Source organism: Pseudomonas sp. MWU349, assembly GCF_017947325.1.
Classification (GTDB): Bacteria; Pseudomonadota; Gammaproteobacteria; order Pseudomonadales; family Pseudomonadaceae; genus Aquipseudomonas; species Aquipseudomonas protegens.
In genome coordinates, this window is sequence record NZ_JAFEVP010000003.1 from 557,622 (window position 1) to 576,111 (window position 18,490).

24 protein-coding genes are annotated in these 18,490 nt (G+C 60.4%); 21 read left to right on the top strand and 3 right to left on the bottom strand.

What is annotated here, in order from left to right:
- Window positions 1-42: 42 nt before the first annotated feature.
- The 17 genes from KCG88_RS14605 (at window position 43) to recX (ending at window position 13,162) form a co-directional block, all read left to right on the top strand.
- Window positions 43-390 carry a phage tail tube protein gene (locus KCG88_RS14605; protein ID WP_210712603.1) on the top strand — a complete coding sequence of 116 codons (348 nt, stop codon included), beginning with the start codon at window positions 43-45 and terminating at the stop codon, window positions 388-390.
- On the top strand, window positions 387-683 hold the full coding sequence (locus KCG88_RS14610; protein WP_011059565.1) for a phage tail assembly protein: 297 nt from the start codon (window positions 387-389) through the stop codon (window positions 681-683). The genes KCG88_RS14605 and KCG88_RS14610 overlap by 4 nt, the downstream gene beginning before the upstream one ends.
- Window positions 684-813: 130 nt before the next feature.
- Entirely contained in the window at window positions 814-2,535 is a 1,722-nt protein-coding gene (locus tag KCG88_RS14615; protein WP_210712604.1) for a phage tail protein, read from the top strand.
- Window positions 2,525-3,769: a DNA circularization N-terminal domain-containing protein gene (locus KCG88_RS14620; protein ID WP_210712605.1), complete on the top strand. Its 1,245-nt coding sequence runs from the start codon at window positions 2,525-2,527 to the stop codon at window positions 3,767-3,769. The genes KCG88_RS14615 and KCG88_RS14620 overlap by 11 nt, the downstream gene beginning before the upstream one ends.
- Window positions 3,770-3,772: 3 nt before the next feature.
- Window positions 3,773-4,813: a phage baseplate assembly protein gene (locus KCG88_RS14625; RefSeq protein WP_210712606.1), complete on the top strand. Its 1,041-nt coding sequence runs from the start codon at window positions 3,773-3,775 to the stop codon at window positions 4,811-4,813.
- A gap of 108 nt (window positions 4,814-4,921) precedes the next feature.
- Window positions 4,922-5,428 (top strand): phage baseplate assembly protein, encoded by a 507-nt coding sequence (locus tag KCG88_RS14630; protein WP_210712607.1) that lies wholly within the window; start codon window positions 4,922-4,924, stop codon window positions 5,426-5,428.
- 2 nt (window positions 5,429-5,430) lie between these two features.
- On the top strand, window positions 5,431-5,829 hold the full coding sequence (locus KCG88_RS14635; RefSeq protein ID WP_047284148.1) for a phage GP46 family protein: 399 nt from the start codon (window positions 5,431-5,433) through the stop codon (window positions 5,827-5,829).
- A complete protein-coding gene (locus KCG88_RS14640) occupies window positions 5,819-6,859 on the top strand; it encodes a baseplate J/gp47 family protein (RefSeq protein WP_210712608.1) in 1,041 nt (346 codons plus the stop codon). The genes KCG88_RS14635 and KCG88_RS14640 overlap by 11 nt, the downstream gene beginning before the upstream one ends.
- Window positions 6,847-7,455, top strand: coding sequence for a putative phage tail protein (locus KCG88_RS14645; protein ID WP_210712609.1), 609 nt, complete (start codon window positions 6,847-6,849; stop codon window positions 7,453-7,455). Before KCG88_RS14640 ends, KCG88_RS14645 begins: the two co-directional genes overlap by 13 nt.
- The gene (locus KCG88_RS30955; protein WP_246882697.1) at window positions 7,456-8,352 is read left to right on the top strand and encodes a hypothetical protein; all 897 of its coding nucleotides are present in this window, start codon (window positions 7,456-7,458) and stop codon (window positions 8,350-8,352) included.
- The gene (locus KCG88_RS14655; protein ID WP_246882698.1) at window positions 8,352-8,735 is read left to right on the top strand and encodes a tail fiber assembly protein; all 384 of its coding nucleotides are present in this window, start codon (window positions 8,352-8,354) and stop codon (window positions 8,733-8,735) included. The genes KCG88_RS30955 and KCG88_RS14655 overlap by 1 nt, the downstream gene beginning before the upstream one ends.
- A 51-nt stretch (window positions 8,736-8,786) precedes the next feature.
- The gene (locus KCG88_RS14660; protein WP_210712611.1) at window positions 8,787-9,350 is read left to right on the top strand and encodes a glycoside hydrolase family 19 protein; all 564 of its coding nucleotides are present in this window, start codon (window positions 8,787-8,789) and stop codon (window positions 9,348-9,350) included.
- A 107-nt stretch (window positions 9,351-9,457) separates the two neighbouring features.
- Window positions 9,458-9,973, top strand: coding sequence for a hypothetical protein (locus KCG88_RS14665; protein ID WP_210712612.1), 516 nt, complete (start codon window positions 9,458-9,460; stop codon window positions 9,971-9,973).
- Between the two features lie 265 nt (window positions 9,974-10,238).
- On the top strand, window positions 10,239-10,880 hold the full coding sequence (locus tag KCG88_RS14670; protein WP_210712613.1) for a hypothetical protein: 642 nt from the start codon (window positions 10,239-10,241) through the stop codon (window positions 10,878-10,880).
- A gap of 169 nt (window positions 10,881-11,049) precedes the next feature.
- A complete protein-coding gene (locus tag KCG88_RS14675; RefSeq protein ID WP_047284174.1) occupies window positions 11,050-11,550 on the top strand; it encodes a CinA family protein in 501 nt (166 codons plus the stop codon).
- A gap of 83 nt (window positions 11,551-11,633) precedes the next feature.
- Window positions 11,634-12,686, top strand: a complete 1,053-nt coding sequence (gene recA, locus KCG88_RS14680) for a recombinase RecA (protein WP_011059579.1) — start codon at window positions 11,634-11,636, stop codon at window positions 12,684-12,686.
- 8 nt (window positions 12,687-12,694) lie between these two features.
- Window positions 12,695-13,162 (top strand): recombination regulator RecX, encoded by a 468-nt coding sequence (gene recX, locus KCG88_RS14685; protein ID WP_041116266.1) that lies wholly within the window; start codon window positions 12,695-12,697, stop codon window positions 13,160-13,162.
- 40 nt (window positions 13,163-13,202) lie between these two features.
- Here the strand turns inward: recX and KCG88_RS14690 are convergent, their stop codons facing one another.
- Window positions 13,203-14,321 carry a TIGR00730 family Rossman fold protein gene (locus KCG88_RS14690; protein WP_047335836.1) on the bottom strand — a complete coding sequence of 373 codons (1,119 nt, stop codon included), beginning with the start codon at window positions 14,319-14,321 and terminating at the stop codon, window positions 13,203-13,205.
- Between the two features lie 431 nt (window positions 14,322-14,752).
- On the opposite strand from KCG88_RS14690, the gene KCG88_RS14695 reads away from it, so the two are divergent.
- Window positions 14,753-14,947, top strand: a complete 195-nt coding sequence (locus KCG88_RS14695) for a hypothetical protein (RefSeq protein ID WP_210712614.1) — start codon at window positions 14,753-14,755, stop codon at window positions 14,945-14,947.
- Here the strand turns inward: KCG88_RS14695 and KCG88_RS14700 are convergent, their stop codons facing one another.
- On the bottom strand, window positions 14,948-15,373 hold the full coding sequence (locus tag KCG88_RS14700; RefSeq protein ID WP_011059583.1) for a quorum-sensing-regulated virulence factor family protein: 426 nt from the start codon (window positions 15,371-15,373) through the stop codon (window positions 14,948-14,950).
- A gap of 191 nt (window positions 15,374-15,564) precedes the next feature.
- On the opposite strand from KCG88_RS14700, the gene KCG88_RS14705 reads away from it, so the two are divergent.
- Window positions 15,565-16,275 (top strand): tRNA-uridine aminocarboxypropyltransferase, encoded by a 711-nt coding sequence (locus KCG88_RS14705; protein WP_210712615.1) that lies wholly within the window; start codon window positions 15,565-15,567, stop codon window positions 16,273-16,275.
- Here the strand turns inward: KCG88_RS14705 and KCG88_RS14710 are convergent.
- Window positions 16,259-17,164: a DMT family transporter gene (locus tag KCG88_RS14710; protein ID WP_210712616.1), complete on the bottom strand. Its 906-nt coding sequence runs from the start codon at window positions 17,162-17,164 to the stop codon at window positions 16,259-16,261. The genes KCG88_RS14705 and KCG88_RS14710 overlap by 17 nt on opposite strands.
- A 237-nt stretch (window positions 17,165-17,401) precedes the next feature.
- On the opposite strand from KCG88_RS14710, the gene erdR reads away from it, so the two are divergent.
- Complete coding sequence (gene erdR, locus KCG88_RS14715) at window positions 17,402-18,052, top strand: response regulator transcription factor ErdR (RefSeq protein ID WP_016966065.1); 651 nt, start codon at window positions 17,402-17,404, stop codon at window positions 18,050-18,052.
- A 75-nt stretch (window positions 18,053-18,127) separates the two neighbouring features.
- On the top strand, window positions 18,128-18,490 hold the full coding sequence (locus KCG88_RS14720; RefSeq protein WP_047284179.1) for a diacylglycerol kinase: 363 nt from the start codon (window positions 18,128-18,130) through the stop codon (window positions 18,488-18,490).

Below are 18,490 nucleotides of genomic sequence, written 5' to 3' on the forward strand. Positions count from 1 at the left end.
TTCAGCCCGCCTTGAGCGGGCTTATTTTTTGGGAGAAACAACATGGGTCAACTGATCGCGGGCACCTGCTACGTCAAAGTGGACGGCGCTCAACTGACCATCAGCGGCGGCTGCGAAGCACCACTGATGGCCGTCAAGCGGGAAACCGTGGTTCCGGGTTTCTACAAGGAAACCGACCTGACGCCGTCGTTCAAAGTCACCGCGCTGCACACCCCGGACTTTCCGCTCAAGCAGTTGATTGCGGGTTCCGACATGACCGTCACCTGCGAATTCGCCAACGGCAAGGTCTACGTGCTGGCCGGCGCCTACCTGGTGGACGAGCCTATTGCCAAGGGCGACGACGCCAGCATCGAGCTGAACTTCCAAGGGCAGAAGGGGACCTGGCAATGAGCAATACGGTAAAGCTGCAAGTGCCGATCGAGGCTCACGGCGAGCCCCTGGCCGAACTCAGCCTGCGCCGCCCGACGGTGCAGGAAGTGCGGGCGATCAAGGCGCTGCCGTACAAGATCGACAAGAGCGAAGAAGTCAGCCTCGACATGGACGTCGCGGCCAAATACATCGCGGTCTGCGCCGGCATTCCACCGTCCTCGGTGAACCAGCTCGACCTGGTGGACCTCAACGCCTTGAGCTGGGCGGTGGCGAGTTTTTTCATGAGTGCGGCATCGCAGCCATCGCCGACCTGATCGCTGTCGCCTATGACCTGGCCTGGTTCTGGAAGGTCGACCCCGAACAGATGATGGCCAGGCCACTGGATGTGCTCCGTGAATCCCTGGAGCACGCGCAACGGATCAATGCGATGCAGCAGGTGCAGTGATGGCAGACACACAAACCGTAGAGAAGAAGTCGGTGCTGTTGACCGGCATCGACCAGCTGTCACCCAAACTCGTCGCCCTTCAAGGCAAGGTCGACTCGTTCAAGAAAAACCTTGAGCAGACCGGGCTGGGCAAGCTGGATATCAGGGGGCTGTTCAAGGGCGGCAGCCTGATCACCCCGTTTCTGGACGGGATCAAAGCCTGCGATGCGTTCAAGGGCAAACTGGCCGAGGTCGGCGATTCCAGCGCGCCGGCCGACGCGGCCAAAGGCATGAATGTATTCAGTCAGTCCATGGCCAAGGTGTCCTCGGCCATTGATGCCGCGCTGGCGCCGGCGGTGGGGGCGCTGGTGGTCGGTCTGGAGCCCATGCTCAACAGCGTGGGGACATTGCTCGACGACAACCCGAAACTGGTCGAAGGACTGGCGATGGGCGCCATTGCCTTCTCGGCGATGCAAACGGCCGTGACCGGTGCGACCCAGGTGCTCGACCTGATGGGCACGGTGGCCAAGGCCAACCCGCTGATGCTGATTGCCATGGGCATTGCGCTGGCCGCCGGGGTGATCATTGCCAACTGGACGCCGATCTCGGCCTTTTTCGTCAGCCTCTGGGAAGGTGTTAAGAGCTTCGCAGCGCAGGCGATGGAGGTGCTCAGTACCCTGTTTGGCTGGACGCCCCTGGGCATGCTGATTGGCAACTGGGGGGCGATCACGGCGTTCTTTGCCGGGCTCTGGGACAGTATCCAGGCGATGACGGCTTCGATCGTCGGCTTCCTCAAGGAGGTGTTCTCCTGGTCGCCTCTGGGGCTGATTATCGATAACTGGGCTGGGTTGACGGGGCTTTTTGCGTCGATCTGGGAGTTGCTCAAGGCTTTGACGGTACCGGCAATGGCCTTTCTAAAAGGCCTGTTCGACTGGGTGCCGATGGACATGATCACCAAGAGCTGGGGGGCCGTCACCGGCTTCTTCGCGTCGATCTGGGGAGCGTTGCAAACGGGCATCCAGGCGATCAAAACGGTGTTCCAGACGCTGTTCGACTTTTCTCCGTCCGTGTTGCTTTACAACAACTGGGGGGCTGTCAGCAGCTTCTTCAGCTCGATCTGGGCGGCGCTGCAACCGGGTATCGATGCGATCAAGAAGGTCCTGCAAACGCTATTCGACTTCTCTCCGCTGGTGATTCTTTACAACAACTGGGGCGCGGTTACGGGCTTCTTCGGTTCGATCTGGGCCGAGCTGCAACCGGGTATCGACTCGATCAGGAAGGCCATTGAGGTCCTGTTCGACTGGTCGCCGATGGAGCTGATCATGACCAATTGGGCCCCTATCGCCGATTGGTTTTCCGGGCTGTGGAGCAAGCTTCAAGAGTTGATGGTGCCAATCAAGGAGCTGTTCGAGGGAGGTTTCGGAGGGCTGATTGCCACGGTCACCGGTAAGGTCGAAGGCTTTACCGAAGCGCAAAAGCAGATCAACGCCGAGGGTAAAGGCGGGCTGGCATCACCTTTTGCCGCAACCCAGGGCAGCTCGCTGACCCAGAATTCCAGTGCCCTGATCCAGCAGAACGCCGCGAACAACCGCACCCAACTCGAAGGCGGGTTGACCCTGCGTTTCGAAAACGCCCCGGCAGGCCTGCGCGCCGAACAGGCCAAGACCAATCAACCAGGCTTGAACGTGGCTTCGACCCTGGGCTATCGCTCACTTTCCCTAGGAGGTTCCCATGGCGGATAACTGGCGTGATCGTTTGTTGCCCGCATCCTTTCGCGGCGTGCCGTTCTGGGTCGATCAGGCGAAAACCCCGGTGGGCCAGAAAGGCCAGTTGCACGAGTACCCACAGCGCGACCAGCCGTTTTTCGAGGGCCTTGGCCAGCAGGCGAAAGTCCATGACCTGACGGCCTTCATCGTCGGCGCCGATTGCCTGGAGCTGCGCGACAGGCTGTTCAAGGCCCTGGAGGAGGGCAGCGGCGAGCTGGTGCACCCTTGGCTCGGGCGGATGCAGGTCAAGGTCGGCGAGTGTGAGATGACCCAGAGCCGCCAGGACGGCGGCCTGGTGACCTTCAGCCTGAAGTTCTACCCGGACCAGCCGCTGCGCTTTCCCTCGGCGGTGGTCAACACCCAGCAGCAGGTGCTGGTGGCCAGCGATACCTTGCTGGGCTCGGCGGTGCTGCGCTTCGAGTTCGCCACCAACCTGATCAAGCAGGCGCGGATCGGCGTGGATTCGCTGCGCAAGGGATTGACCGAGGTGTACGCGGTCATCGAACACGAGTTCAAACCGTTGATCGAGTTCTATGGCGACCTCAACACCCTGGTCACGGCGGTCAAGGAAATACCCAAGGAGCTGAGCACGGAGTTCAAGGGGGTGCTGGAGGAGGTACGCGGGCTCAAGGATTTTGCCCGCACCGGCTATCGGCAGATGCTCGCCGATATTTCCCAGCAGGTGGAGGCGGCCCGGCGCATCGATGCGCCGAAGCTGACCTCCGGCAAGGACACCACCGCGGCGGCCGAGGCGGTAGCGAACCTGGTCCAGGATGCGTTGCTGGTGCAGATCGCCCGGTTGGTGTCGGCCTTGCCGGTGGCCACGCCCGTGGTGAAGCTCAAGAGCACGCCGCCCCTGGCGCAGCAGGCCAGCCAGCCGGTGCAGCGCCTGGAGGTACCGGTGGCCGACGATGTACTGGCCCTGCGTGACCAGCTCAACGAAGTGATCTGGCAAGCCGCGCTCAAGGCCGACCCGATGCATTACCAGGCGCTCAACACCCTGCGCCAGCAACTGCAGGGCCACCTCAATGCCGTGGCTTCATCGGGGGTGCGGCTGGTCAGTCTCAGCCCCAAAAGTAGCATGCCGGCGCTGGTCCTGGCTTATGAGCGGTTTGCCGATGCGACGCGGGTCGGTGAAGTGGTACAGCGCAACCGGGTGGCCCATCCGGGCTTCCTGCCGCCGGCCGATCTGCAGATTGCGCGGGAGTGACCCATGGACGAACTGGCAAATATCGTCACCCTGACGGTGGACGGGCTGGACTACAGCGGCTGGAAAAGCGTGGAGATCACGGCAGACCTGGAGCGCCAGTTCCGCACCTTCAGCCTCAACATCACCTGGCAATGGCCGGGGCAGGACTCGCAGGTGCGGATCCGCCCGGGCGCTCGCTGCCAGGTGCGCATCGGTTGCGACCTGGTGCTCACCGGGCATGTCTACAAGGCGCCGATCAGTTATGACGGCAAGCAGATCAGCCTGAGCATCCAGGGCGGTTCGCTGACCCAGGATCTGGTGGACTGCGCGGCCATCAACCGGCCGAGCCAGTGGCGCCAGCAGGACGTGCTGAGCATCGTTCGCGCCCTGGCTGCATCCTACGGGGTCGGGGTGCGCAGCGAGATCGCCCCAACCGGCAAGTTGCACACCCACAGCATCGTGCCGGGGGAGACGGTGTTCGCCTCCATCGACCGTTTGCTGACGCTGTACCGGGTGTTCTCCACCGATGACGCCGACGGTTACCTGCTGCTGGCGGCACCGGGCAGCGGCGGGCGCGCCAGCGATGCTCTGGAGCTGGGCAAGAACATTCTCTCGGCCAATGCAGCGATGGATTTTTCCGCGGTGTTTTCCGAGTACCGGGTGATCGGCCAGCACAAGGGCAGCGACCAGAGCAGCGGGGCGGCGGTCAGCGAGGTGTCTGGCCGGGCCAGCGATGCCCGGGTTTCCCGCAAGCGGGTCACGCTGATCAACGAAGCCGCCCAACTGAGCGCCGAACTGGCTCAGCAGCGCGCTGACTGGGAGTGCGGCACCCGCACCGGCAAGGCCCTGACCACCACCTATCAGGTGCAGGGCTGGCGCCAGAGCAATGGCGACCTGTGGAAGCACAACACCCTGGTGCGAGTGATCGATCCGGTGCTGGGGTTTGATCAGGACATGCTGATCTCCAAGGTCACCTGGTCGCTGTCCGACCAGGGCTCCATCACCACCTTGCAGGTGGCGCCGCCGCAGACCTTCGACGCCAACCCGACCCCCGCCAAAACCTGAAACCTGCGCCCAACCGTAGGAGCCAGCTGGCCGGCGAAGTCACCCGGCACGAAACCGCGCAACCCCTGTTCGCCGGCAAGCCGGCTCCTACCCTCCAAGGAACTCAGCATGAGCCTACTGACACGCCTGTTGGCGCGGGGCACCGTGGTGCTCGCCCATTCGGCCAACAAACTGCAATCGCTGCAAATGCGCCTCACCGCCGGCGAGGTCAACGACGACATGGAGCATTTCGAGCCTTACGGTTTTACCAGCAATCCCCTGGCCGGCGCCGAGGGCATCGCCACCTTCCTCGGTGGCGATCGCTCCCATGGGGTGGTGCTGGTGGTGGCCGACCGGCGCTACCGCCTCAAGGCCCTGGCCGCCGGTGAAGTGGCGATTTACACCGATGAGGGCGACAAGATCCACTTCAAGCGCGGGCGGGTCATCGACATCGACACCGCGACCTTGAATATCCGCGCCAGCAGCGGCGTCACCATCGACAGCCCGACCCTGAGCATGAGCGGCAAGATCCTCTCCCAGGGCGATCAGGTCGCCGCCGGCATCAGCCAGATCAACCACGTCCACAGCGGCGTGCAACCCGGTCCGGGCCAGACCGGCGTACCCGTGGGAGGTTAAGCATGTTCGCCACCTATGACCTGAAGAACGCCCTGACCCGGGCCGTGGAAATCAGCCTGTTCACCTGGCGCCGCGCCGCCGATGACGACGCCCTGGATGACGACCAGCGCTATGGCTGGTGGGGCGACAGTTTTCCCAGCGTGGCCGACGACCGCATCGGCTCGCGGCTGTGGCTGCTGCGCCGGGTCAAGCTGAGCCGGCAGACTCAGCTCGATGCCGAGTTCTATGCCCGCGAGGCCCTGCAATGGCTGATCGACGATGGCCACTGCAACGCCGTGGAGATCATGACCGAGCGCCTCGATGCTCAGCGCCTGAACCTGCGCACGGTGCTGATCCTGGCCGACGGCGAACGCCTGGACCTCAACCCCATTCACAGTTGGCAGGTGACCTATGCCGTTTGAAACGCCTTCGCTGCCGGTGCTGATTCAGCGCACCCAAAGCGACCTGGCCAGCGATTCGCTGCGCCAGTCCGATGCCCAAGTGCTGGCCCGCACCCTGAGCGGCGCCGCCTTTGGCCTGTATGGCTACCTGGATTGGATCGCCGAGCAGATCCTTCCGGACAAGGCCGATGAGTCGACCCTGGAGCGCATCGCCGCGCTGCGCCTGAACCAGCCGCGCAAGGCCGCCCAGGCGGCCAGTGGCAGCGTCAGTTTCAACGCGGCAGCCGGTGCCGTGCTGGATGTCGACACCCTGCTGCAAAGCAGCGACGGTCGCAGCTACAAGGTGACCGCCGCCCGCACCACCAGCGCAGGCCTCAACAGCACCACGATCCAGGCCGTCGACGGCGGTACCCTGGGCAATGCCGATGCCGGCCTGGAGCTGACCGCGGTGCAGCCGGTACAGGGCATCAGCAACTCGTTCACCGTCCTGGCCCCGGGCCTGAGCGGTGGCGTGGCCCGGGAAAGCCTCGAATCCCTGCGCTCCCGGGTGATCCGTTCCTATCGGATCATTCCCCATGGCGGCTCGGCGGACGACTACGAAACCTGGGCCATGGAGTGCCCCGGAATTACCCGGGCCTGGACCCGGCGCAACTACCTGGGGCCGGGCACCGTGGCGGTGTTCGTAATGCGCGACGACGATATCGATCCGGTGCCAACAGCTGAACAGCTGGCCGAGGTGAAGCAGTACATCGAGCCGCGGCGCCCGGTAACGGCTGAGGTGTATGTCCTGGCCCCCACACGCAAATCGGTGGTGTACAGCATCCTGCTGAATCCGGATACCTCTGCAGTTCGGGCGGCAGTCGCTGCGCAATTGCGTGATCTGCATGCGCGGGAGGCGGCCCTGGGGGAGCCCCTTTTGCTGACTCACATCGCCGAAGCCATCAGCGGGGCCGCTGGTGAGTGGGACCACCAACTGGTGGCGCCGGTTGCTGATGTAACAGCGAAGCCTAACGAGTTGCTGACGTATGGGGGCTGCCTATGGCTGGCTTAAGAACAGCGGATCAATACCGCGCCCAGTTGAGGGCGTTGCTCCCCGCGGGGCCGGCCTGGGAGCCTGAGCGCGTCCCTGAGTTGGCGTCAGTGCTGACGGGCTTGTCGCAGGAGCTGGCGCGCATGGATGCCCGGGCCTTCGCCCTGCTGAATGAGATGGATGCCGGCGGCGTGAATGAACTGGTGCCTGACTGGGAGCGGGTCATGGGGCTGCCGGATCCCTGCATCGGGCTTGAACCGGTATTTGAGGACCGCCGTCTGGCGGTGCGCCAACGGCTGATGGCGGTCGGCGGGCAATCCTGTGGCTACTTCATCGAGATCGCGGTGCGCCTCGGCTATCCCGAGGCCACCATCACGGAACGCCGGGCGCCGAGGTTTGGCCGCTCCCGATTTGGCGCAGCCCACTTCGGTACCTGGTCCGCTCAGTTTATGTGGACGCTCAACACGGGGCCGCGCCGCCGTTTGGGTCGGCGCTTCGGTGCCAGCTATTGGGGTGAGCGCTTCGGGGTCAACCCGAGCGGCGCTCTTGAATGCGTTATCCGTCGCAGCGCTCCGGCGCATGCACTGGAATCAATCAATTATGGGGTGAGTGTGTAAATGGATTATCCGAAGAGTGTGCCCAACGTGGGGTTGGTCAACGGCAAGTTTGTTGATGAGAACACCACCACCGGGCAAGTCGGCTCTCTGATTCCGGCGACCTGGGGCAACGGGGTTACTGATGAACTGTTGAACGTCATTCGGGCCGGCGGTAAGCAGCCTGCAGAGAACAATAATGACCAGTTGTTAGGTGCAATTAATTCGATTGTTAGAGCTGCTATCCCCCCTAAAGAAAACAAAACTACTTTGGCGGAGTACGGTATCAATGATGCCTATACTAAGGCTCAGACGGATGGCGAACTAAATAAGTGTATAAAAGTCGGTCAGGACGTTCCGGCCTACTCAAATCCCATATTTAACTCGAATTTATCATCCGATATTGCTTCAATTCCTGGTAATACAGGAAGTATGGAGGTCAGTGGCGGGGCAGGCGAGGCGTCTGCAGTCATTGCATTTCACCGGCCTGGAAAATTTGCATCTTACTTTGGTCTTGATACTGATAATCAATTTAAAGTTGGCGGCTGGTCGATGGGCAAAAATGCCTATGTTTTGTGGCATGCAGGGAATTTTAATCCCGCGACTAAAGCTGATGTAGCAACGCTGCCTAAAGGAATTGGTGTTGGCCAAACATGGCAGGACGTAACTGCAGCGCGGGCGCGAGATGTTGCCTATACCAACACGACCGGACGATCAATTGCGGTTTCCGTATGGCCTTCGAATAACACCCGCAACGTAATGCAACTTTTGGTTGATGGGGTTGAGGTTTCAAGATCTACTATCAACGACTCATCTTTAGGTGCCATTAGTACTATCAGTGCAATTATCCCACCTGGAAGCTCATACATGGTGACATCGACAACTGCTTCATACATAGGTAAATGGTCGGAGCTACGCTGATGAAATATTACATTGAACGCACTTCAGGCACGGTATTCGCGTATGAGTCTGATGGTTCTCAAGACGAATTTATAAAGGAAGGCCTTGAGCGCCTGACCGATAGCGAATTCGCGAAAATCAGACAGGCGCAAGAGGCTGCATTGATTCCAACGCCCGAGCAAGTATTGCTGGATGTAAATGCACAGCGCGATAGGTTGCTCGCTTTCGCGGGGTTACGTATTGCCCCGCTTCAGGATGCCGTTGATTTAGACGAGGTAACCGCCGCTGAGCTTGCAAGCCTTAAGGCTTGGAAACAATACCGTGTTGCGGTCAATCGTGTGCCCGAGCAGCAGGGATACCCAGGTTCGGTTGACTGGCCTCGGCAGCCAGGTGAAGCCCAGTAAACGCCCCGCACTAACGGGGCGTTCTTATTTCTGACCTATGAGGTTTTACCTATGCCTATGACACCGCAACAGCTGCTGCAGATCCTCCCCAACGCCGGCGCTAAAGCCGGCGTTTTTGTTCCGGCTCTCAACGCCGCCATGAGCAAGTACGGCATCGTCACCCGCCTGCGCATGGCGGCGTTCATCGCGCAGATCGGCCACGAGTCGGGCCAGTTGCAGTGGGTGCGCGAGCTGGGCAGTGATCAATACCTTGGCAAGTACGACACGGGCCCTCTCGCCGCGCGCCTGGGCAATACCCCCGAGGCGGATGGTGACGGCCAGCGGTATCGCGGGCGTGGGCTGATCCAGATCACCGGGCGCAGCAACTATCGCCAGTGCAGCCTCGGGCTGTTTGGCGATGAGCGCCTGCTGGAGTTGCCGGAACTGCTGGAGCAGCCGCAATGGGCCGCCGAGTCGGCGGCCTGGTTCTGGGAGCGCGGTGGGCTCAATGCCCTGGCTGACCGCGATGAGTTCAACAGCATTACCCGGCGGATCAATGGGGGCCTGAATGGCTTGCAGGACCGCCTGGAACTCTGGGCCAGGGCGCGGGCGGTGCTGTGTTTGCCGGTGGTGTGAGGGCTGCCGTCTGAAGGTCCTGCGGACCTTTTCGCAGCCTGTGGCAGCGGCTACAGGTTTTTTGGCAGGCTGGGTGATTCATTTCATGCTCGCCTCAGGAGGGCTTGATGAATATCCGTGGCTGGCTGGCCATCGCGGTGGCGGCCGGGTTGCTTTATGCACTCGGCTACCTCAGCGGTGCCGGCAGTGAGCGCAGTAACAACCAACGCCTCGATGAGGCTCGTCTCAAACAATCCTTTGAACAAGGCCGGGCCCTGGGCACGGTCAGGGAAAAGGTGGTGGTCGAGTACGTCGACCGTATCGTCAAGGTCTATCAGGCGGGCGCCACCATCACCAAGGAGGTTCCTGTCTATGTCTCGAAAGCGGCTGATAGAGCCTGCGTTGTGCCTGCTGGTTTTGTCCGGGTGCACGACGCCGGCGCCGCCAACCTGCCCGTGGCCGCAGGCCCCAGCGTCACTGATGGCGCCGCCTCGGGCCTTGCACTCTCTACCGTCGCCGCCAGCGTCGTCGACAACTACAGCGAATGCCACGCCAATGCCGAGCAATTGAAGGCGTTGCAGCAGTGGGTGCGCGAATCCCAGGCTTTGCTGCGCATCTCTACGGGGACGTTGCTGCAGCCCTGAGAGCAGGTTTTCGATCAACTCTCAGGTTCCATTGGAGCCGACCGGGTTGGGATGCATCCAGGTGGAAGGGAGGAGTGACAAAGTGGCGGCCAGTGACAGCCAGTAAAAGTGCTATCGCATCACCGATGACATTGGCTTATGGCCTCGGATACTTGGGGATTTATATGAAGTACGCATTATTTGGCCGTTTCAGGATTGCCGAATGCGCACGGCTTTGTTTGAAAAATGAGCATGTATGCTCGGAATGAGAACTAATGGAGAAATTATGCAGAATACTAAAACCATCTTGCTGATGAGCTTGTTTGCACTGATGGGGATCTCCTTCAATGTGAGTGCAGAGACGGCCATGTCGTGGAACCTGGCAAGGGATGTAATGCTGGCCAAGGAAAGTGTCGTGGCGAACTCTCCCTGGACATTCATGCAGAACACATCAGGGGTGAATAAGCCTGAAAACTATACGTTGCTACCTTTCTTCAAGGCGGACGACTGCACTGCTCAACCTGTGACCTGTTGGCAGGACCCGGTATCAGGGGCTCACGTATCGGTCCACTTCAAGACTTATACATTCACTGGAAACGGCAGTTTTGTTATCGCTCCGGGCAATGTGGCGTTTCACCCCGGGAAAAATAGCCAGACGGTTATCCGCTGGAGCAGCCCGGTCGTTGGTGAGGTAAATGTTCTCGGGCGTGTCAACAGCATTCACGACAGCTGTGGTGATGGGGTTGCCTGGTCCCTGAATTTGGATGACTCGGTTCTTCAGTCGGGTAGCTTGGCCAGAGGTACGGGAGCTGTTTTTTCGGTAAGCAAGGTGCCTGTCAGCAAGTTGTCGTCCATCTATTTTGTCCTGGACAAGAAGGCCAATTACTCTTGCGATACCAGCACCATCGACATGCTGATCACCAAGTGACGTGCCTTTATCAGTGGTTCTGGAGGCCGCGCGTGATTGTCGAAGCTGCGCAAGGGAGATAGACCGGTCCAAGAGTACTCAACTCTGATTCCGATCTGACAGCCTGTCACTTGCAAGCCACCTCGCCTGGTGTACGGTAAGCACACGCCAGCCCCATCAGGAGAGGATTGTGAAAGAAATCACCCAGCTTGCCGCTGAACTCGGCCGGCGTTTGCAGGTTCTGAATGCCCACGTCACCACCGCGGAGTCCTGCACCGGTGGAGGGATTGCCGAGGCGATCACGCGGATTCCTGGCAGTTCGGCCTGGTTCGAGGCCGGTTATGTCACCTATTCCAACCGCCAGAAGACCCTGCAATTGAATGTGCCGGTCGATTTGTTCAATTCGGTCGGCGCGGTCAGTCGTGAAGTGGTCGAGGCCATGGTCCGGGGGGCGCAGGCCAAGAGCCATGCGCATTTTGCCGTGGCGGTCAGCGGTATCGCCGGGCCGGATGGCGGTTCTGCGCAGAAGCCTGTGGGCACGGTGTGGCTGGCCTGGGGAGCGGGAGAGACACTTACTACCGAGTGCCGGCACTTTCCGGGGAATCGCGATGAGGTCCGCCGACAAACGGTGAAGGCCGCGCTAGAGGGGTTGCTGCAACATGCTGCGGCAGAAATCGCAAATCAGGGGTAGGCGATCCTCGAGCGCTGTGGAATAATACTGGCTACTTATACAGGTGTTGGCCGTCAGGCCTTATTGATTACGTGAGGACTTTAATGGACGACAACAAGAAGAAAGCCTTGGCTGCGGCCCTGGGTCAGATCGAACGTCAATTCGGCAAGGGTGCCGTAATGCGTATGGGCGATCACGACCGTCAGGCGATCCCGGCCATTTCCACCGGCTCTCTGGGTCTGGACATTGCTCTGGGCATTGGCGGTCTGCCAAAAGGCCGTATCGTTGAAATCTACGGCCCTGAGTCGTCCGGTAAAACTACCCTGACTCTGTCGGTTATTGCCCAGGCGCAGAAAGCCGGTGCCACTTGTGCGTTCGTCGATGCCGAGCACGCACTGGATCCGGAATACGCCGGCAAGCTGGGTGTGAATGTTGACGACCTGCTGGTTTCCCAGCCGGACACCGGCGAACAGGCCCTGGAAATCACCGACATGCTGGTGCGTTCCAACGCGGTTGACGTGATCATTGTCGACTCCGTGGCGGCCCTGGTGCCCAAGGCTGAAATCGAAGGCGAAATGGGCGACATGCACGTGGGCCTGCAAGCCCGCCTGATGTCCCAGGCGCTGCGTAAAATCACCGGTAACATCAAGAACGCCAACTGCCTGGTGATCTTCATCAACCAGATCCGCATGAAGATCGGCGTGATGTTCGGTAGCCCGGAAACCACCACCGGTGGTAACGCGCTGAAGTTCTACGCTTCGGTCCGTCTGGACATCCGCCGTACCGGCGCGGTGAAGGAAGGCGACGAAGTGGTGGGCAGTGAAACCCGGGTCAAGATCGTCAAGAACAAGGTGGCTCCGCCGTTCCGTCAGGCCGAGTTCCAGATTCTTTACGGCAAGGGCATCTACCTTAACGGTGAAATCATCGATCTGGGCGTGCTGCACGGTTTCCTGGAGAAATCCGGTGCCTGGTACAGCTACCAGGGCAACAAGATCGGTCAGGGCAAGGCCAACTCGGCCAAGTTCCTGCAGGACAACCCGGAAATCGGCAACGCGCTGGAGAAACAGATCCGTGAAAAACTGCTGACGGCATCGCCAGACGTCAAAGCCAACCCGGTCAAAGAGACCGAAGACGACATGGCCGACGCTGATATCTGATTGATCCAATGACCGCCGTACTCGATACCCTCGTCGCGGTGCGGCGAACCGCAATGGACCTGCTCGCGCGACGCGAGCACGGTCGAGTCGAGCTGACGCGTAAACTGCGTCAGCGCGGCGCCCCTCCTGAAATGATCGAGGCAGCCCTTGACCGTTTGACGGAAGAAGGCCTGCTGTCTGAATCCCGTTATCTCGAAAGCTTTGTTTCCTATCGTGCCCGGTCCGGTTACGGGCCCATGCGTATTCGCGAAGAACTGGGCCAGCGCGGCTTGCAACGCAGCGATATTGATCTTGCGCTGCGCGAGTGCGGTATCGATTGGCAGGAACAATTGCGTGACGTCTGGCAGCGCAAGTTTGCCGGGCAGTTTCCTGCGGATGCTCGAGAGCGCGCCAAGCAAGGGCGTTTCCTGAGTTATCGCGGGTATTCCATGGACATGATCAGCCGCTTGTTGAGTGGCCGGGGCATGGACGACTGAAGCCGTACCCGCTGCATAACGCAGCGGGCTATGGCTGGGGTCAGTTGGCTTTGCTGGTCTCTCGTGCCCGTTGCGTTGTTTGAGGCTGAGGCCTGGCCCAGTTTTCCGGCAGGTTGATGAAGTCGATCAGCTCGCGCAGGCGACCGTTGTCGCGAGCATTGAAGGCGAATGACAGCCGCGCCAGATGGCTGAACTGCACTTCGTCGTGTTCCTCCCCGCTGTAGGCATGCTGTTGAAACTGGCCACTCAGGCACAGGTCGGCGAATGCTGTCTGCATCTGCTCCAGCGCCTGCTCATTGAGGTTGTAGTTCATGCGGATGACGAACTGCTGCTTGAGCCAGCGGCTGGAGTGGAAGTTGGCATAGAACTGCTGGATTTCCTGCACGGCTTCTTCAGTGCTGTGCACCAGGCGTACCAGCTTCATGTCACTGGGCAGAATGTAGCGATTGGCTTCCAGCTGGTTGTGGATGAAGTCCAGGGCGCCTTGCCAGAACTGTCCACCCGGCATGTCCAGCAGTACCACGGGTACCAGCGGGCTTTTGCCGGTCTGAATCAGGGTCAGTACTTCCAGGGCTTCATCAAGGGTGCCAAAGCCGCCTGGGCAAAGCACCAGTGCGTCGGCCTCCTTGACGAAGAACAGCTTGCGGGTGAAGAAAAAGTGGAACGAGAGCAGGTTATCCGTACCGCCAACGGTGGGGTTGGCATGCTGCTCGAAAGGCAGGGTGATGTTGAACCCCAAGCTGTGCTCCAGGCCTGCACCATCGTGGGCGGCGGCCATGATGCCTCCGCCGGCACCGGTGATGACCATCAGATCCGAGCGGGCCAGGGCAGCCCCCAGTTCTCGGGCCATGGCGTATAGCGGGTGTTCACTGGGGGTGCGTGCCGAGCCGAAGACCGTCACTTTGCGTCGGCCCTTGAACTGTTCCAGGACGCGGAAGGCGTGCTCCAGTTCGCGCAGGGCCTGCAGGGTTATCTTGGCATTCCAGCGATTGAGGTCATCCTCGGCCATGCGCAGGACGGTGAGCACCATGTCGCGGTAAAGAGGAAGATTCGGGCTGTTGGGGGCTATCTGGTTGAGTTGCGCTTCGACCTGGTTCGTCAGGTCGACGCCGTTGCTCTGAAAATGACGACTTAACAGGTCATTCGATTGGTAAGGCATTCAGCTTCTCCTTCTGCACAGAACCTTGCGCACGATCGAGATATTCGAATGTGCCACGACACTGCCTGTGTCGCTGCCTGCTCAGCCCAGCGAATGAGCGAATTTCCGGACCCGGTCACAGCTGACAGTCGCTGGGCAGTGTTGGGGTCATCCACAGAGGTTCTGCTTTCCTTTATTTGAGAACATTTGCACAGCAAGACGCACAAGGACGGCCTCCTCAACCGTCCGCAAGCCGTTTCGGACATGGCTTGATCATGTGCCCATAGAGTCTTGGCTGGCAACCGCTTGTTCGTGGTTTTCCCCAGGCTGGCACCGCTGGTCAGGAGGAGCGGCAGGGGGCGGCGGCTCTGATTTACTAAGGTGCAGCGTCTGGAGCAGGAGAGAGGCAAGCGGGTTCTGGGCCATGCAGGCCCAGAGCAGGGAGGCAGGGGATGACCATTGTCACGCTGGAGATTGATCCGAAGTTGTATCAGCTGCTGCAAGCCGCCGCCGCTGACCATCAAATAAGCTTGGAGGATGAGTGCCGGCGCCGATTGGCAGCACAGGAGCGGCCATCGCGATACCTACAGGCCCTGGTTGCCGAACTGCGCGCCGATGATCAGCAGCGGCGCGCCGCTCGTTCGTGATTACTTTTTCTTGGGCGTGCTTTGCGCCGGGCAATCCGACTCCTGAAAGCGCGCTGAGGCCACCGGGCGATTGGTGCGGTTTTCAGTGAACTCGTAACGCATGATGGCGCCTTTGGCCATCAGCTTGCGGTAGTTGGGGTTGCGGCAGACGCTTGCCCCAAGTTGCAGGTAGACCGCCTTGGGGTTGGCGCGCATCTGCTCGGCATGGCCAGACTGCACGCTGAGGTGGTTGATCAGTTCCTTGCCTTCAACGGTATAGCCCTGGTCGAGAATGTTCTCGTTGATTTCCCGAGGAGTGCCGACGTTGCTTTCCGCAGCGACCTTCTCCAGCATTTTGCCCAGTTCGAACTCTTGCAGGGACGCAGCTTGGGCACCCAGGGGCAGGGCCAGCAGAAGGGCGACGGTAGGAATGGTAAAGCGCAACATGAAACTCTCCTGGTGCAGTGACTGATGCTTCGACCAGCCACTCGACTGTGCGTTCAGTGGCGACGAATTATAGGGGGAGAGGCCGCAGGGCGGTACAGGTTTGAACGGATAGCTCTGATAAACTTGTCCGACTTATTCCCTTCTTGAGTGTTTGTCGTGTTGATTTCTGTTCCTTGCTGGCACGTCCTGCGATGAGTCATGCGGTTTCCCGTCTACGTGATCTGCGGATGGCGCGCGTGGCCAAGCCCTTTTTCGCACGCGGCTCACGGGCTGAACGCTGCCCCCGCTGTCGAGTGATTCCCAGCCATTGCCTGTGTGCCTGGCGACCGAAAGTCGTTGCCCGGTCAGCCATGTGCCTGGTGATGCACGACGTCGAACCGCTCAAACCGAGCAATACCGGTTGGCTGATTGCCGATGTGATTGGCGACACGACGGCGTTCAGCTGGTCGCGTACCGAGGTCGATCCGCAACTGCTGGCGTTGCTGGCCGACCCGCAGTGGCAGCCCTATATCGTGTTTCCGGGGGAGTTTGTCGCGCCCGAACGTGTGGTCAGCGAAGTCAGGCAGGAGGAGGGCAAGCGGCCGCTGTTCATTCTGCTGGACGCTACCTGGAGCGAGGCGCGCAAGATGTTTCGCAAGAGCCCTTACCTGGAGCACTTGCCGGTTCTCAGCCTGTCCCCGGAGAAACTCTCGCGCTACAAGCTGCGTCGCTCCAAGCGTGATGACCACTTCTGTACCGCTGAAGTGGCGGCGTTATGCCTGGAGCTGGCTGGCGATGAGCAAGTCAGCCAGGTACTGGATGCCTACCTCGATGTGTTCAGCACCCATTACCTGTCGGCGAAGTTCCAGAAGGCCATCGATCCGGATGACGAGGTGCATACCCGGCTCAAGCCCTTTGTGTAGTCGTGCTGGAATGAGGCTTTTGTGGCCATAGCTGGGCTACCAGCATGCCGCTGAGCATTAGCGCGCAGCCGAAGTAGCCGCGGGCCTGCAGCGACTCATCCAGCAACCAGGCCCCGGCAATGGCGGCAAATACCGCTTCCAGGGACAGAATGATTGCCGCGTGAGAGGCAATTGCATCCTTTTGGGCAATCACCTGCAAGGTGTAGCCGATACCGACGGCCACCACCCCGCCATAGAGAATGGCCGGCCCGGCGCCGACAATCGCTTCCCAGCGAACCGGTTCCAGGCATAACGCCAGGATCAGGCTGACCACCGCGCAGGTGGCAAATTGCAGGAATGCCAGGCGAATCGGGTCATGACGGCCGGCGAAAACTCCCACCAGAATCACGTGCCCACCCCAGACGAAGGCGCCAATCAACTGCAGCCAGTCTCCCGAGGCAACGTGAAAGCTGTCGCTGACGCTCAGCAGGAACATGCCCACCACCGCCAGCACGGCGCCGAGCCACGTGCCCAGGCCAGTCTTGTGGCCAATCAGCAGCCCCAGAAGCGGCACTACAATGACATAGAGCCCGGTGATGAAACCGGCGTTGGTGACGGTGGTGAACATCAGCCCCACCTGTTGCAGATTGATGCCCAGGGCCAGGGCCAGCCCCATGAGTACGCCGCCCAGTAGCAGGCCACGATTGAGCAAGGGTTCGGGCTGACGATCCGTGGGTGTTTTACGCAGCACCAGCGGCAAGAGGCAGAGTGAGCCCAGGGCGAAGCGCAGGCCGGAATAAAGGAAGGGGCCGATATGATCCATACCGGAAGTTTGTGCGACAAACGCCGAGCCCCAGATCACCGCGGTAATCAGCATCAGGACATCGGCACGCAAGGCTTGGCTGCGCATGATGGCTCTCTTATTAGTTAGCCAGCTAAGATGCCGCAAAGCTTCGCGCTTGACCACCCTGGCTTGGCTGGGCATGCTTGGCGCCGATTAGGGCGCCGGCGCTGTTTGAACCACTGTTTTGCTCAGGCTTTTCGCGGCGTTCGTGCTCTTTGGGTGCGGTATTCTGGCGTGCCCCCGTGTTGCTTGGGTGAGGGCTGAATGCATCAGTCCTGCCATGAAGAACAGGATCATTTAAAAATGGCCACATACGAAATCCTGATTGCCGATGACCACCCGCTGTTTCGCAGTGCGCTGCATCAAGCCGTCACCCTGGGCCTGGGGCCTGATGTGCGTCTGGTGGAAGTGGCGAGCATCGCCGAACTGGAAACCCGCCTTACCGAAAAAGCCGACTGGGACCTGGTCCTGCTGGACCTGAACATGCCCGGCGCCTACGGCTTTTCCGGCCTGGTGCTGCTGCGCGGGCAATACCCGCAGATTCCCGTGGTGATGGTCTCGGCCCAGGAAGAAGCCTCCGTCATGGTCCGTTCCCGCGAGTTTGGGGCCAGCGGTTTCATTCCCAAGTCCAGCTCCCTGGAAGTCATTCAAGAGGCGGTGCGCAGTGTGCTGGACGGTGATGTCTGGTGGCCGCCCCAGGCGTTTGAAGAAGTCAGTGTTTCGGCGGAAGCCAAGGCCGCCAGCGAAGGCCTGGCCAGCCTGACGCCCCAGCAGTTCCGGGTTCTGACCATGGTCTGCGAAGGGTTGCTGAACAAGCAGATCGCCTACGAGCTGAGCGTGTCGGAAGCCACGATCAAGGCCCATGTGACGGCGATCTTCCGCAAGCTCGGGGTGCGCACCCGGACCCAGGCAGCGCTGCTCTTGCAACAACTTGAGTCAATTTCCAGCCATTAACCGGCTGTTTGTTCACGCTTTTTTGACTTTGGTTGAACTAGCTTCCCCACTTCTTTTTCTTCAGTTGCCCAGCTTATGTCGCCTTTCAAAGGTCAAACCGGTCTTAAACGTATCCTTAACGCCGCCGGCTATTCGTTCGATGGCTTGCGCGCGGCGTTCACTGGCGAGGCGGCATTCCGTCAGTTGGTGTTGCTCAATGTGATCCTGATCCCCTTGAGCTTCCTGCTCAATGTCAGCCGGGTCGAGCGTGCGCTGTTGATCGCCGTGTGCCTGCTGGCGCTGATCGTCGAGCTGCTCAATTCGGCGGTGGAAGCGGCCATCGACCGCATCTCCCTGGATCGTCATCCCTTGTCGAAAAACGCCAAGGACATGGGTAGCGCGGCGCAATTTGTCGCCCTGAGCATGATCACCCTCGTCTGGGCAGTGATCCTGATCTGA

Coding starts and splice junctions, on each gene's coding strand:
- KCG88_RS14610 (WP_011059565.1), top strand. CDS start 387: ATGAGCAATACGGTAAAGCTGCAAGTGCCGATCGAGGCTCACGGCGAG.
- KCG88_RS14665 (WP_210712612.1), top strand. CDS start 9,458: ATGAATATCCGTGGCTGGCTGGCCATCGCGGTGGCGGCCGGGTTGCTT.
- KCG88_RS14690 (WP_047335836.1), bottom strand. CDS start 14,321: ATGCCTTACCAATCGAATGACCTGTTAAGTCGTCATTTTCAGAGCAAC.
- KCG88_RS14720 (WP_047284179.1), top strand. CDS start 18,128: ATGTCGCCTTTCAAAGGTCAAACCGGTCTTAAACGTATCCTTAACGCC.
- KCG88_RS14655 (WP_246882698.1), top strand. CDS start 8,352: ATGAAATATTACATTGAACGCACTTCAGGCACGGTATTCGCGTATGAG.
- KCG88_RS14605 (WP_210712603.1), top strand. CDS start 43: ATGGGTCAACTGATCGCGGGCACCTGCTACGTCAAAGTGGACGGCGCT.
- KCG88_RS14625 (WP_210712606.1), top strand. CDS start 3,773: ATGGACGAACTGGCAAATATCGTCACCCTGACGGTGGACGGGCTGGAC.
- KCG88_RS14705 (WP_210712615.1), top strand. CDS start 15,565: ATGAGTCATGCGGTTTCCCGTCTACGTGATCTGCGGATGGCGCGCGTG.
- KCG88_RS14695 (WP_210712614.1), top strand. CDS start 14,753: ATGACCATTGTCACGCTGGAGATTGATCCGAAGTTGTATCAGCTGCTG.
- KCG88_RS14660 (WP_210712611.1), top strand. CDS start 8,787: ATGCCTATGACACCGCAACAGCTGCTGCAGATCCTCCCCAACGCCGGC.
- KCG88_RS30955 (WP_246882697.1), top strand. CDS start 7,456: ATGGATTATCCGAAGAGTGTGCCCAACGTGGGGTTGGTCAACGGCAAG.
- KCG88_RS14615 (WP_210712604.1), top strand. CDS start 814: ATGGCAGACACACAAACCGTAGAGAAGAAGTCGGTGCTGTTGACCGGC.
- KCG88_RS14630 (WP_210712607.1), top strand. CDS start 4,922: ATGAGCCTACTGACACGCCTGTTGGCGCGGGGCACCGTGGTGCTCGCC.
- KCG88_RS14700 (WP_011059583.1), bottom strand. CDS start 15,373: ATGTTGCGCTTTACCATTCCTACCGTCGCCCTTCTGCTGGCCCTGCCC.
- KCG88_RS14635 (WP_047284148.1), top strand. CDS start 5,431: ATGTTCGCCACCTATGACCTGAAGAACGCCCTGACCCGGGCCGTGGAA.
- erdR (WP_016966065.1), top strand. CDS start 17,402: ATGGCCACATACGAAATCCTGATTGCCGATGACCACCCGCTGTTTCGC.
- recA (WP_011059579.1), top strand. CDS start 11,634: ATGGACGACAACAAGAAGAAAGCCTTGGCTGCGGCCCTGGGTCAGATC.
- recX (WP_041116266.1), top strand. CDS start 12,695: ATGACCGCCGTACTCGATACCCTCGTCGCGGTGCGGCGAACCGCAATG.
- KCG88_RS14645 (WP_210712609.1), top strand. CDS start 6,847: ATGGCTGGCTTAAGAACAGCGGATCAATACCGCGCCCAGTTGAGGGCG.
- KCG88_RS14640 (WP_210712608.1), top strand. CDS start 5,819: ATGCCGTTTGAAACGCCTTCGCTGCCGGTGCTGATTCAGCGCACCCAA.
- KCG88_RS14670 (WP_210712613.1), top strand. CDS start 10,239: ATGCAGAATACTAAAACCATCTTGCTGATGAGCTTGTTTGCACTGATG.
- KCG88_RS14620 (WP_210712605.1), top strand. CDS start 2,525: ATGGCGGATAACTGGCGTGATCGTTTGTTGCCCGCATCCTTTCGCGGC.
- KCG88_RS14710 (WP_210712616.1), bottom strand. CDS start 17,164: ATGCGCAGCCAAGCCTTGCGTGCCGATGTCCTGATGCTGATTACCGCG.